The organism is Krasilnikovia cinnamomea (genome assembly GCF_004217545.1).
Taxonomy (GTDB): domain Bacteria; phylum Actinomycetota; class Actinomycetes; order Mycobacteriales; family Micromonosporaceae; genus Actinoplanes; species Actinoplanes cinnamomeus.
This window is the reverse complement of the sequence record NZ_SHKY01000002.1, coordinates 61,789-74,822: the sequence shown is the minus strand read 5'-3', so window position 1 is coordinate 74,822 and position 13,034 is coordinate 61,789. Positions and strand designations below refer to the sequence as shown.

Annotated in this window: 13 protein-coding genes; 8 read left to right on the top strand and 5 right to left on the bottom strand. The window is 69.7% G+C overall.

The window, feature by feature from the left end; all coding sequences use genetic code 11:
- Window positions 1-45: 45 nt before the first annotated feature.
- From EV385_RS33150 to EV385_RS33135, 4 genes are all read left to right on the top strand, one after another.
- Window positions 46-966: an ATP-dependent DNA ligase gene (locus EV385_RS33150; RefSeq protein WP_278045043.1), complete on the top strand. Its 921-nt coding sequence runs from the start codon at window positions 46-48 to the stop codon at window positions 964-966.
- 608 nt (window positions 967-1,574) lie between these two features.
- Window positions 1,575-2,519, top strand: coding sequence for a hypothetical protein (locus EV385_RS33145; RefSeq protein WP_130513788.1), 945 nt, complete (start codon window positions 1,575-1,577; stop codon window positions 2,517-2,519).
- Window positions 2,520-2,702: 183 nt separating this feature from the next.
- Window positions 2,703-2,987: a hypothetical protein gene (locus EV385_RS33140; protein ID WP_130513787.1), complete on the top strand. Its 285-nt coding sequence runs from the start codon at window positions 2,703-2,705 to the stop codon at window positions 2,985-2,987.
- 1 nt (window position 2,988) lies between these two features.
- Window positions 2,989-3,282, top strand: a complete 294-nt coding sequence (locus EV385_RS33135; protein WP_130513786.1) for a hypothetical protein — start codon at window positions 2,989-2,991, stop codon at window positions 3,280-3,282.
- A 379-nt stretch (window positions 3,283-3,661) separates the two neighbouring features.
- On the opposite strand, the gene EV385_RS33130 is transcribed toward EV385_RS33135, so the two are convergent.
- Entirely contained in the window at window positions 3,662-4,255 is a 594-nt protein-coding gene (locus EV385_RS33130; protein WP_130513785.1) for a DinB family protein, read from the bottom strand.
- A 158-nt stretch (window positions 4,256-4,413) separates the two neighbouring features.
- On the opposite strand from EV385_RS33130, the gene EV385_RS33125 reads away from it, so the two are divergent.
- Both EV385_RS33125 and EV385_RS33120 read left to right on the top strand, forming a co-directional pair.
- Window positions 4,414-5,508 (top strand): hypothetical protein, encoded by a 1,095-nt coding sequence (locus EV385_RS33125; protein ID WP_130513784.1) that lies wholly within the window; start codon window positions 4,414-4,416, stop codon window positions 5,506-5,508.
- A 354-nt stretch (window positions 5,509-5,862) separates the two neighbouring features.
- The gene (locus tag EV385_RS33120; RefSeq protein ID WP_130513783.1) at window positions 5,863-6,468 is read left to right on the top strand and encodes a hypothetical protein; all 606 of its coding nucleotides are present in this window, start codon (window positions 5,863-5,865) and stop codon (window positions 6,466-6,468) included.
- 49 nt (window positions 6,469-6,517) lie between these two features.
- On the opposite strand, the gene EV385_RS33115 is transcribed toward EV385_RS33120, so the two are convergent.
- The 4 genes from EV385_RS33115 to EV385_RS33100 all read right to left on the bottom strand — a co-directional run bounded on the left by EV385_RS33115 (window position 6,518) and on the right by EV385_RS33100 (window position 11,426).
- The gene (locus EV385_RS33115) at window positions 6,518-9,781 is read right to left on the bottom strand and encodes a DEAD/DEAH box helicase (RefSeq protein ID WP_165449738.1); all 3,264 of its coding nucleotides are present in this window, start codon (window positions 9,779-9,781) and stop codon (window positions 6,518-6,520) included.
- A gap of 619 nt (window positions 9,782-10,400) precedes the next feature.
- A complete protein-coding gene (locus EV385_RS33110; protein ID WP_130513781.1) occupies window positions 10,401-10,793 on the bottom strand; it encodes a hypothetical protein in 393 nt (130 codons plus the stop codon).
- Entirely contained in the window at window positions 10,790-10,981 is a 192-nt protein-coding gene (locus tag EV385_RS33105; RefSeq protein ID WP_130513780.1) for a hypothetical protein, read from the bottom strand. Before EV385_RS33105 ends, EV385_RS33110 begins: the two co-directional genes overlap by 4 nt.
- A 55-nt stretch (window positions 10,982-11,036) precedes the next feature.
- Entirely contained in the window at window positions 11,037-11,426 is a 390-nt protein-coding gene (locus EV385_RS33100; protein ID WP_130513779.1) for a hypothetical protein, read from the bottom strand.
- Between the two features lie 140 nt (window positions 11,427-11,566).
- Here EV385_RS33100 and EV385_RS33095 point away from each other — a divergent pair, with 140 nt between their 5' ends.
- The gene (locus EV385_RS33095; RefSeq protein ID WP_130513778.1) at window positions 11,567-12,634 is read left to right on the top strand and encodes a hypothetical protein; all 1,068 of its coding nucleotides are present in this window, start codon (window positions 11,567-11,569) and stop codon (window positions 12,632-12,634) included.
- On the top strand, window positions 12,631-12,963 hold the full coding sequence (locus tag EV385_RS33090; RefSeq protein ID WP_130513777.1) for a hypothetical protein: 333 nt from the start codon (window positions 12,631-12,633) through the stop codon (window positions 12,961-12,963). Before EV385_RS33095 ends, EV385_RS33090 begins: the two co-directional genes overlap by 4 nt.
- Window positions 12,964-13,034 lie beyond the last annotated feature (71 nt).

Genomic DNA, 13,034 nt, shown 5'->3' with positions numbered 1-13,034 from the left:
TCCACGGCCCCTCCCCTGGCGCCCGCGCTTGGTTTTGGGCGTTGGGTGGTTCAGTCAACAGGACGGGCTTGCGCCTGGGTCGACCGCGCCGGCGCTCGCGTGCATTCGAGGGCCGGCCGCGACCTCACGGCGTACCTGCCAGACGTGTGTGCCGCCCTGGCCGAGCACCTGCCGGCCGGGGTGATCTTGGATGCTGAATTGGTGTGCTGGGACATGGCGCGGGGCCGCACCGCGTTCGCGGATCTGCGTCGTCGGATCACCGCGGGTCGCGGCCTGGCCGCGGAGGTTGCCCAACGCCCGGTGCATCTGGTGATCTTCGACCTGCTCCGCGATGGCCGTCATCGGGAGTTGCTTGATCAGCCGCTGGCTCAGCGCCGCCGTCGGCTGCAGCGCCTGCTGAGCGGGGCTCCACCACAGCTGGCGCTCTGCCCCCAGACGACCGACCCGGACCTGGTGCAGGCGTGGTTCACCGACTACGCCGTGGCCGGGATCGAGGGCCTCGTCGTCAAGGACAGCGGTAAGCCGTACAGGCCGGGCGCTGTGGGATGGAAGAAAGTGCGCCGCAAGACCACGACCGAGATGATCATCGGCGGGGTCACCGGCACCGCCACCAACCCGTCCAGCCTGCTGCTCGGCCGCTACGACACCCGGGGGCGGCTCCGGCTGGTTGCCCAAAGCCATCCGGTCAAGGCTGTGCAGCGGAGTGAGTTGGCCGCGGGCCTGCAGCCGATGGCGTTCCAGGGCAACGGCGCCGGGCACCCCTGGCCCCGCCCGCTGCCTGCCGGCTGGTCGATGAACCTGACCGACCGCAAGCCCCTGCCGTATGTGCAGGTGGAGCCGCTGCTGGTCGCCGAGGTCGAGGTCGACGGCGTCATTGACGGCCCGGGCCGCCATCGCCACCTCTGTCGCCACGTACGACTACGCCCGGACCTCGCACCCGACGACGTCGCCCCGCTCTGCCCGTAGCACAGTCAGCACCGCAGGACCGCGCTGTCCACAACCAGCGAGTATTCCCAACGGCGTCCGCCCGGGCCCGTCCGAAGGGCCATGCTGATCGGCGTCGGCGAGGCCACTCCCCCGCCGGGCCGGCCGCAGCCCACGCGCAGGCGGGGCCGGGCGGGTAGCAGCGCCACCGACACGAACAGGGCCTCGCCACGAGACATGGCGGGGCCCTGTTCGCACCGAGATCGGGCTCCTGTCCGGTGCGCAGCCAACCCCGCGCACCAAATTGATGGCCGTAATGAGCGGCGATACCCCGGAGGCAGTCGAGAGGGGCGGCTCGTGACGGTCCATGCGCCGATTCAGTGCGGGCTGACACCACCAACGTTCGGCGGCGGGGCTCAACCCCACCTCAAGCCGAACTCCGGCTTCACTGTCGATCAAGGTGTTGAGTGACAGCCCCGGCGGTCGCGTGACAGCGGACATGGCGCGGCCTTCTCCAGGCCATGATCAAGCTCGCCCGCGACAGCTCCTCCACCAGGCGTTATGCTCACGTATTAGTACACGTGTTCGCCACGTCTTCCCCGGTTGGCGTTCGTACGTCCGCGGAGCCACGCGCACGGGGAGGGAGCGAGATGGCGAGCGCCGAGCGTGCCTGGAGCGGCGCCGGACGCATCACCGGGCCGGCCGACGTCGCCCGGGTGATCGCCGAGGTCAACGCGGCCGGACTCGGCCGAGACCGCACCGCGGCGCTGGCCCGCAGCGTGGCCACTGCCGACGACGTACAGGTGACCGGCCCGGACGCCTCCCGGACCCTGCCGGTGCTGCCGGAACTCACCGAGCTATTCCCCATCGGCGGGCTACGTCGCGGCAACGTCATCACCGCGACCGGGAGCACGTCACTGCTCATGGCGCTGATCGCGCCGGTGGTCGCCGCCGGATCGTGGGCCGCGGTGGCCGGGATGCCGGACTTCGGGGCCCTGGCAGCGATCACGGACTACGGCATCGCCAGCGAACGGCTCGCCCTGGTGCCCGCACCCGGCCCGGACTGGCCCACCGTCGTCGCCGCGCTGCTCGACGGCTTCGACCTGGTCGTCGCCGCAGTGCCGGGCGGCCCACCACCCGCCGATCGCGTGGTGCGGTCGCTGGCTGCCCGCGCCCGTCAGCGGGGCAGCGTCCTGATACTGGTCACCGACACAGCCTGCCCCGGCACCGATCTCGCCCTGCAGTTGATCGACCGGCGCTGGAACGGCCTCGGCATCGGCCGCGGCCGACTTCGCCACCAAGAGGTCACCATTCGCGCTGCCGGCAAGGGAAACGCAGCCCGAGCCCGCACCACGACGGTCACGCTGCCGCCGAGCTCGCTCGCCGTCGACCCCGCTGGCCCCGCAGTCGATGCCCAGCCTCCAGCCCCGACCGCACTACCCGCAGGGCCGTCCACTCCGGTGCGGCAGAACCTGGACGAGGCGGTCGACGTCCCGCACCTTCGACCCGTCCCGCCTCCGGTCGATCCGTGGGCGTCGCTGGTAAAACAGGTGCCGTCAGCGCGGCCGCCCCGGCGACACGACCAACGTTCGTGATCAGCTCTCGCAGACACCGATCGCCGACATGCAGCTCGTAGGGCACCGCCACACCGACGCGGCATCCCTCCGGCAGTAACACCGACATCAGCGGCATCACTAGGCATAACACCCATACCAGGCCAGCACGCCAACGGGCGGCACCCCTTCCCGACACGGTCTACAATTGTCTACACTCCGGAGGTGCCGCTGGAGACCTACGAGTTCGACGACGACAGCTACACCGCCACGGCGAACGCCGGGGTGAACGTGCCCGCGGTCCTGGCCGTACTGCACGGACACCCGGTACACCGCCAGCACATCGGCACCACCGGACTGATCATCACCGGCCGAGCCCCCGACGGACAGATCATCAGCGTCGGCCTGCTGGAGATCCCCGGCCGCGACGACACATACCGGGTGGCCCAGGTACACGTACTACCGCCCGCGCAGGCCGCGGCATTCGAGCACCGCATGGGAGGCGAGTGAGATGACGACCCACGACGAGCTGGCCGCGGCCATGGCGCAGCAGGACTTCACCAACGGAGAGATCGTCACCGAGCCACGCGGCTCGGCCGTCTTCTCCTTCCGCGCCCCGGCAGAGTGGAACGAGGAAATCCTCGCCGAGATGCAGCGCCGTGGCCTCAGCAAGCCAGGCCAGCTCCTCAAGGCACTCGTCCGGGAAGCCCTCGACCGGGCCACCGCCAACACCGACCAAGTCGTCACCATCCGGCTCGACGACCTGCACCGCGCCATCGAATCAGTCGCGCGGCCCGCCGCCTGATAACCGACCAGGCCGCCTCTCGCTCAAGGCTGGCGCCGGGTGCTCTGCTCATCGGTGGAAACCCGCGTGTAGACCAAAGGCTGTCGTCAACCTTGAACGGATTCGTTTGGATCTCCGGTCCGCCGGGCCATTGTCGGCTTGGGCTGGGCAATGGATCCGGCGGCTGTCCTCAAAGGGTCATTTGACGACAGCAACGGATCGGCCGTTGAGGAGTTCCCGGGGCAGAGATTCACCGAAAGGGGGCGCCGCCGCAGTGTTGCCCATGCGGCAGAAGAAGGGCTGCGCCGATGCGGTGACGACGCTAGAGGGTGGCTCTGCTCGCGAGGTACGACACCAGCGGCTCGTGAGTCTTGACTCCATTGATCGGTTCTGCCGTTGATCAATCTCCGCGAGTTTTGACCGCACTTCCGTCTACTGCCTGCGCAGCCCGCTCGATCTTCGCCCGGTGTGCGGCGCGGGCCGCCGCGTCGATCCGCTCCTCGTACTCAGCCATCACCCCGGTCCGGCCGTCGAGCCGCTCACGCAGGATGTCAGCGTGGCCGGCATGCCGGGTGGTGTCCTGCAGGACGTGGGCCATCATGTTGAACAGCTTCACGCCGGGACGCGGCCACCACGGCACCCGGCCGGGGGCATCGATGGGAAGCTCTCTGATCGTCGCGTCAGCATGGTCCCAGGCCCGCTGGTAGAAGCCGATGATCTGTTCGCGGGTCTCGTTCTGAGTCACCCACAGGTCGCTGCCCTCCGCGTCCTGCCAGCGAGGCAGCGGCTCCGGGAACGGACGGCCGAAGATCTCACCAAGGTACCTCGCCTCCCAGGTCGCCATGTGTTTGACAAGCCCGAGAAGGTTCGTCCCGGTCGCCGTCAGCGGACGCCGGACGTCGTACTCGGACAGGCCGTCGAGCTTCCAGACCAGCGCCTCACGAGTCACCTTGAGCTGGCCATGCAGGTACTCCTTCGCGAAATCATCGATCACGGCACACGAGCTTGCCACGCGGCAACAAGGAGACCGGGAATTTCCGTGGGAAGGCTGACTAGCGGAAATCCGCCTAGCTGAAATCCGCCTGATCTCCCAGAGCCTGCCGATGAGGTAATGGGAAAGCCTGACTGAACCCGGATGTGCAGGAGTGGCCGATGCCCAGCCTCGCAGGTTTCCGGCTGCCCGCGTGGGCGCTGCGCCGCCCCGCTCAGCTGCTGGTGGTCGCCTTGATCACCGCCGGAGCGACTGCGGTCGTCGCTCAGCCTAGCCATGCGCACGGCTACGAATGCTCCATTGACAACAGCGACGACTCCAACACAGTCCGCTCTTCGGCCCGCGCCGCCGCGGCGACCCTGCCGGCCCATCCTCGGAGCGCGATGGAGCGCAAGGAGGAATACATCACCAACGACTTCGCCTCGCGGAACATGTATTTCTCCGGTGCCTATATCGCGGCTGTGGTCGACCTGGCCGAGGACTACGGGTTCGTGTGGGATTGCCAAAGCCACTCCTTCAAGCTCTGGGATGACTGGCCCCCCTACGCGCGGATGGCCGCACCAACCAGCGACCGGACCCTGTCCTCCTCGATCACGGCGCGGTGGACGGGCTCGGATCTCGGGCACGGCATCGCCTCCGCAGCGGTCCGCGTGCGGACCGCTGCCTTCAACGGCACCTACGGCGCCTGGCAGTACCCCGCCGCCTGGCAGCGGACGACCGCCGCCTCGGTCTCCCCAGACAACAACTACGGCGCCTGGAATTACCCTTGGGAACAGACCTTCGCCGGTTCGACCACCCTCAACGGGGCCCGCCCGGGCAGCACTTACTGCTTCTCCGTGCGTGCCACCGACAAAGCCGGCGGCACCTCGGCATGGAGCCCGCAAGACTGCATCACCCGCGCCCTGGACGACCGATCGCTGACCGGGCGCCGGTGGCAGCGCCTTTCCGGCAGCTCCTACTACAACTCCACCATCAGCCAAACCACCAGCAAGGGCGCCACCTTGAAACGGACCGGCGTCCAGGCGCGCCGCATCGGCCTGATCGCCACCAAACGCCCCGGCGGAGGCCGAGTCGCGGTCTACCTCAACGGCACGCTGCTCACAACGGTCAACCTGAACGCCTCCACCACACGGCCCCGGGCGTACTTCCTGGTGATGTCCTCACCGTCGCTGCAAACCGGGACCGTAACGCTCAAAGCGACCACGAGCGGCAAGAAGGTCCAGATCGACGGCCTGGATATCGCTCGCGAACCGTAGCGGCCGGCCCCTCAACCACTGGCAGAACCGGTCGCCGCCTGACTCCCACGGAAATCTCGGTCTCCAACAAGAGGAGCCGCCTAAGGAGATCACAGAGCGGTGGTGTCGAGACTCGCGGACATGAAAGTCAGCGACGATCTTGCGGCGTCGAATCTGGCGTTGAACCGGTGTCCGAAGCCGCGGAGCTAATCAAGAGGGAGACCGGGGCAAACTGCGGGAGGGACGCCAGATGATCATGCGTGGGTCGTGGGAACCTGCCGCGGTCGGGAACCGTCTCACTGCGAGGCCCACCAGCGGGCCCGGCCGGGCCCGGTCCCCGCGCCCACGCCGACAAACATGTGAAGGTGTACCCCTATGCCCGTCCCCACCCGCTGCGGTGCGGCCCTCGCGGCCGGCGTCCTCGCCGTGCTCGCCGCCGCCGGCTGCGCCACCCCGGACCAAACCACAACACCGGGACAGGCGCAGTCACCGCCGATCGTGACCTCCGTGCCCGCGCAGCATTCCCCGGCCCCGGCAACGGCGCTGCAGGTCCACCCCCGATGGGAATCCTGCGCTGCGGAGCTGGGCGGGGCCGGCCCCGATTTCAGCACAGTCACGCGGGCCCGACTCGACAGCAGCTTCCACCCGGTCTCCGCGATCCTGTGCACCCAACAGGCCGAGACCGACAGCACCGGCCGCAAGCACATCACCACCCACGAACGACACGTCGACGACATCGACGCGCTCGTGGCCGCGCAGCGGCTGCCAGACCTTCCGCAGACCGGCGACATCTGCACCGCCGACGCGGTCATGCCGCCATGGATCGCGTTGGTCGACGGACAGGGCCGATGGGTTCACCCCGCCGTCCCGGTCACCGCGTGCGACAAACCCCGCGTCGAGGTCTACACCGCCCTCGACACGGTGCACACCATCGCGACGTCGTCGTACACGAGCGTCCAGCCGGCCCCGCCCGCCAAGTAGTGCCCGGGGCAGCCTCCCACGGTTCCCCCCGGTCTCCTATAGCGCCCAGCTAGCGCCGCGCGTCCCACACCCAACCGGGCACCTTCTCCAACTGGGCGACCCGGTCGGCGCTGAGCCGCCCGCGCTGCCCACGCCTCTCGCGAACCCACCCGCCGAGCGGGAAGCCGTCGTCGGTGACGAAGACGGCCGGTACCCGGGCGTGTCGGTGCTCGTCGGCGTAGGCGCGCAGCTTCTCCAGGCCCTCGGCGAAGCTCGCCTCGCGTGCGTCCCATACCCAGCCGGGCACGGCCTCCAGCTGTTCCTCCCGGTCGGCGCTGAGCTTGCCGTCTCGGTGGAAATTGCGCCTCTTTCTGACCCACCCCCCGAGCGGGAAGCCGTCGTCGGTGACGAAGACGGCCGGTACCCGGGCGTGTCGGTGCTCGTCGGCGTAGGCGCGCAGCTTCTCCAAGCCCTCGGCGAAGTCCGCCTCGTACTTGTCCCACACCCAGCCGGGCACGGCCTCCAGCTGTTCCTCCCGGTCGGCGCTGAGCTTGCCGTCTCGGTGGAAGCTGCGCCTCTTGCTGACCCACCCCCCGAGCGGGAAGCCGTCGTCGGTGACGAAGGTCTTAGGTACTCGGGCGTGCCCGTGTTCGTCGGCGTAGGCGCGCAGCTTCTCCAGACCCTCAGCGAAACCGTCCTCCTTCGTGTCCCACACCCAGCCGGGAAGCGCCTCCAGTTGGGCGACCTGGTCCGGGCTGAGCTGCCCGCGGCGGCGACGCCTGTTGCTAACCCAGGTACCGAGCTGGAAGCCGTCTGCCGTGGTGAACTTCGCGGGCACGCGGGCGTGTCGGTGCTCGGTGGCGTAGGCGCGGAGCTTCTCCAGGCCCTCGGCGAAACCGTCCTCCTTCGTGTCCCACACCCAGCCGGGAAGCGCCTCCAGTTGGGCGATCCGGTCCGGGCTGAGCTGCCCGCGCCGGTGGTCGCTCCGCCTGCTGCCGGCCCAGGTGCCGAGCGGGAAGCCGTCGTCGGTCACCCAGCTTTTAGCCACGCGGGTGTTTCCGTGCTCGGTGGCGTAGGCGCGGAGCTTCTCCAAGCCCTCGACGAAGCCATCCTCGTGCGCGTGCCACACCCAACCGGGAAGCGCCTCCAGCAGCGCCACGCGGTCCGCACTGAGCTCGCCGCCTCGGCGGTACTGGCTACGCCTGTTGCCGGCCCAGGTGCCGAGCGGGAAGCCGTCGTCGGTCACCCAGCTCGTAGGCACTCGGGCGTGCCCCTTCTCGGCGACGAACGCGCGGAGCTTCCCTAGCCCGTGGAAGAAGCCGCTGGTGGTGCGCTCGATGATGCGGGCTCGCAGGCGGGCCGCGAGGTCCTCGCCGCGCCAGATTGGCATGTCGATGACGATCTTGCCCAGCGCGCCACGCGGGACGCCTCTGCCGGCCCCAAGTGCGGTGCGTAGCGAGTCCAGCTCCTCGGCGAGGGTCTCGTCGTGCTCGCGCAGCGCGCCGAGCACCTGCCACACGGTGTCGAACGCCGACGTCGACAGAGCCTCGTCCGGGTCCTGCCTGGGTCGCAGGACGACTGGGAGAATGATGAGTCCGCGCTCTTTTTCGTCGGCCACCCGAAGTGCCCGACCGACGGCCTGCACGACATCGGTCGCGGACCGGCGCGGGTCGACGAACACCACCGCGTCCAGGCTCGGCACATCCACACCGGCGGTCAGACAGCGTGCGTTCGCGAGCAGGCGCAGCCGGTCGTCTTCACTCCCGGCGGTCAGTTCCCGGAGCAGGTGCGCCCGTTTCCCGGTCGGCATGGCACCGGACACATGAGATGCCTGCACCGATGCCGGAAGCTGCAGCAGAGGTTGCCCTGCCGTGGCGGTGACCAGCTGGGCGAACTGGCGCGCTCTTTCCACCCGGGAGTGGAAGCTGATGGCGGTGCGGACGTTGTGCTCTCGCCAGGCGGTACCCAGTGCCGTGAGCGCCGCGAACGATGCCGCGTCGGTGGTGTCGTCGCCGACCTGGACTAGGTGGCGCTCGGCGACGGCGGCCGCGGCGCCGTCGTCGGTCTGCTCCACGCCGAGCACAAGTACCTGGTAGTCGGCGAGCAGACCCAGCTCGATGGCACGCCCGAAGGTGAGCCGGTGCGCGACCGGGCCGAACAGGGCCGGGTCGTCCATGCACACGACCCGGTCGTCCAGGTCGGCGGCACGTGCCTTCACGTTCGCTGACACCACCCGCGGGGTGGCGGTGGCGAACACACGGCGGACCGCGTGCACCCGGTCGTCGTGCAGGACCGTCGCGAACGCTTCTGCCGGCCGGCCGGCCAGGTAGTGCGCCTCGTCGGCGACGACCAGGTCGAACGGCACCGGCGTCCCGGCCACGTCGGCGGCCTTCTGGGCGGCGGCAACCACCGGGCTGGACTGGTAGGTGGAGAACACCACCACAGGCAGCTCGTCACGGACGTGGTCAGTCAGGAACGTCCGAAGCGTGTCCGGGTCGGTGGTGACCGGCACTGGCAGCTCGGACGAGGAGACCTTCGGCAGGTCGTCGCCGGCCACGGTCGCATCGCTGCACACCACCGCGATCCGCAGCCCGCCAGCCTCGGCGGACTGGGCGGCCCACTCGCGAACCAACTGAGCGAGCAGCGACAGGCTGGGCGCCAGCACCAGGGTGCGCCGAGCGTCGATCTCCTCGTGCACGCCGTGGCAGGTCAGGGTCTTGCCCGACCCGCAGGCCATCACCAGCGTGGTCCGCGCATCCTTGACCCCGGCCGCCTTCTGCCGGTCGAGCTCGGCGACCACGTCGGCGACCGCCTGCTTCTGGTGCTGGCGCAGCTCTCTGCGCGCTGCGCGCAGCGACCCTTGCGGATCGGCGACCAGAAGGTCATCAATACGGGCCGGCCAGGTTACCTTGGCAGCCTGCAGCTCGGCGAGCCCCACAACGGTCAGCGGGATGTCCCGTTCGCGGTCCACCTCGTCGCGAGCGTTCCCGGACAGCAGGTCCGTGGAGGCGACCAACAGCCGGCGGGAGAACCGCCGGTCATCGGAGCGGGCCAGGAACGAGTCCAGGTGAGCCTTGGTCACCGGGGTGGTGACCGCATGCCCCTTGCACTGCACCGCCCACAGCTGCCCGTCGGTGGTCTGCACCACCAGATCGACGCCGGTGTCACGCTGCCCGCCCGCGCCGGGCCAGTCTTCCCACCGCCACATCTTGGCCACGGTGGGGCCATACGACGGGTCGGCACGCAGCCAGAACCTCACCACGAGCTCGAACTGGCGGCCACGGACCACCGTGTCGGTGGTGCACAGCTGACCCAACAGAAGGTCCAGCCCCATCGCCTGACTGGGAGCGCCGGTCACGTTCACAAGCACGTCTGCCCTGTACCGGCCACCATTTGTACGCCCTGCACGCTTTGGGCCGAAGCGGACACCGGCTGCGCCGCCCACACCGAACCAGCCGCAGCCATGGTCGCGTCGAACGCCGCCGCCGCCAAAACCCATACAGGACCGGACCGGCACCCGAAACGACGTACCATCGGCGCTCACCTCACCCAGCAGGCCGCAGGACAAGCCCGCAACCGGACGCGCGAGCCCACCCGTGGAAAGCAGAGACACGCCAACCGCGTGCCGCACAGGACATACCAACCCTCTCTGCGACCCGGCAAGACACGGGAGTACACCAGTTTCAAATTGGTTGCATTCGCTGTCAACGATCTGATCCCGCGCAGCACCGACCTTGGCACCCGGTATTGCTGACCCTGCCGCCATCCCTTGCTGCACGCGGCCGCCAGCCACGCCGTGGCGTACCGCCGGCCCATCGTCGACGTGTAGTTGGAGGTCGTCTTCAGCGCGGGCCGTTCGGTGTCGAAGCTGGCCTGGCACAACCCGGCCAGCGTTACCCAGATCGGTCGAGCCTTGCGCGGGACGGTCTCAGCGGCCGGGTCGAGCGAGGTGTTCAGTCCTCGAGCGGTAACACGAACCCGCCGCCACCCAACCCGGCGTATAGGCGAGGTGTGCGCGTAGCCACGTCGACGTCGTAATCGAGCGCCATCAACGCGGCCGAGGCGGCGTCGACGCGGCCGACGGTGTTGCGGATCGCGGCGAGCATCTTCCACAGCTCGGCCTCGACGCCGACGACCTCGGTTGCCGGGTGCTGCACGAGCATGTCGAGCCAGTGCTCGTCGGCGGGGTGGACATGGGCGGCCTCGACCAGGCAGAGGAGCGGCAGTGCCACCGCGCCGCCTTCGGCGTCGATCTCCACGAGGAGCTCGCCGACGGGCAGCGAGCCGCGGCAGTAATCCAGGATGGCGGAGGTGTCCAGGACGAGCTGGACCGGGCGGTCGGTCACGCGGCGCTGGTGGGACGCATCCCCAGCTGCGCCCGCAGCTGCGCGCGCAGCTCGGGGTCGCGCCGTTCACGGGCCTCGTTCAGTCGGCGCCGGGCGCGGGCCCGGTCCTCGTCGGTCACGACGACTCCGCGCTGGGCGAGCAGCGCGGCCATGTCCGGGGGGGCCTGGTCGGCGGGCTGCTGCGTCATGAGCTCAGAATACCGTCGGCGCCGTGCAGGTGCGCAGCCCCGAATGGCTGGTCGTTCACCGCTCGGCAGACTGGTCTGGCTTGAGGCGCATTCCTTCGCCGGCCAGCAAGCCGACCGCGTCGCTCCACCACACCGCCTCGCCACCCACCCACAAGCACGGCGCTGCGGCGGACAGGCCCTGCATCGCGGCGAGTTCCACGCCGGGGATGAGCAGGCGTACCCGCCGGCCGTCGGAGAACGGCACGTCCCAGGCGAAACGGCCCTCCTGGTCCGCCTCCGACACCCGGACTGGCTCACCGTCGATGCGGGCCTCCCGGTACCGGATGGGCGCCTGCTCCAGCTCGGCCGCGCGCTCGCGGACGGCGGCGAGGAACGTCTCGAGCGCCGCGGCGGCAAGGTCCTCGCGAGCGTCGGGAACGGGCTGCGTGCCGGGGTTGATGATCATGGCATCACCGTACGGCTGACGGCGACGCTCCCGCGGCCCCCGCGGTCAAGCAGCTCCGCCGCGGACCAGGCCGTACGCCATCCATGCCAAAAGTGTCGAGATCCTCGACATGTCGAACCATTCGACACTACGGTGAGAGGGTGACGACGTTCGACTCCCGCAAAGCCGCGCTCGCTGATCTTCGCGAGTGGGCGCAGAACCAGGCCCAGGCCAGGCAGCGACTCATCGCCGCCGCCTGGCGCGCCGGCGTCCGCAACGTTGCCGAGCTGTCTCGCACAGCCGGCGTCAGTCGCGACACCGTCTACGAGGACCTGCGCCGGGAGAGCATCGACCCCACGAAACGGAGCGCCATGCCCACCATCACCGCCCTGTCTCGCCGCGCCCAGATCCGTGACCACCTGACCCGGATCATCGCGGCCGCACCCCTGCGCGCTTCCCGCGATGACCGCGCCGACCTGGCCGTCTACGACCACCAGGTCCAGCAGCTCGAAATCCTGTGGCTCCTCTTCGGCCGCGACGAGGTCACCGAGGTCTACAGCTCCTGGCTGACCGACGAGCTCGCCGAGCAGGCCAAGACCGCCACCGGGCTGACCTCCTGGTCGGACGTCGCGATGAGCACCTCCCCGATCCCGCGGTGGAACCGCGACCGGCACGGCTTCCTCTGCGTGGGCTGCAGTGAGGCGTTCTGGCGCATCGTGAGCCTCAGCGGCTCGCTCGACCGCTGGTGCAAGAGGTGCGCCCGCGACCTGGAGGGCCTCGAGCCCAGCCAGGTCTGGGATCCGCGGCTGCCCACCATCCACGGAAGCCTCGAGTTCCCCGGCCTGATGCCGGACGAACCCCGCGACAACATGCTGCACCTGCAGGCCGACGCCAGTCGGCATGACCTCGTCCTCGGTGAGGCCAACGCGTTCCTGCTGTCCGAGGGCTGGATGGGGCTGACCGCGGACGAGAGCCGCCAGCTCAGCGGACCGATCGAGGCGCCGGTCCTCGACACCTCGGGCACGGCCGCTCCGGCCGGTGGTCCCGAGTTCATGTGGACCGCGACCTTCACCTACGACGCCACGCCCCAGGGCTGGCACAAGAACGCGTATGGCTTCAGGCTGACGAGCGGCACGCTCAGTTCCACCGCCGGGGTTCAGCGTTTCGACGACGCGTTCCGGATGCTCGACACCATCGCGCTCAGCGCGGGGAAGAGGGGTCAGCGATGAAAACGATCCTGCTCGGGGCGGCGCCGTTGGCCGCAGTCGCACTGATATTCGGGGCGGTGGTGCTCTGGGACCGACTGCGCGAGCCGCGCCGTGACCCGACCCGGCCGATGGCCGTCGCCGACGGCCGCACCTACCGCGACGCCCAGCGCCGCATCCGGCGTCTGCTCGACGCCGGTGACACGATGCGGGCCCGCCACCTGGTGCACGCCATCCGCGCCTGGCTGCGCGACGAGGTCCGCACCGGACGTAAGTCCCGGCGCGCCCGCCGCGCCGCCGATCTGGAGCAGTGGGAGCTGCGACTGGAGCAGATCCCGCTGCCGATCGGCTGACCGACCGAAGCCGTCGGCGTAGACACTGCCTGCCGTTCCTCGATCGGTTTTCCGGGCGGCCCCACCATCGG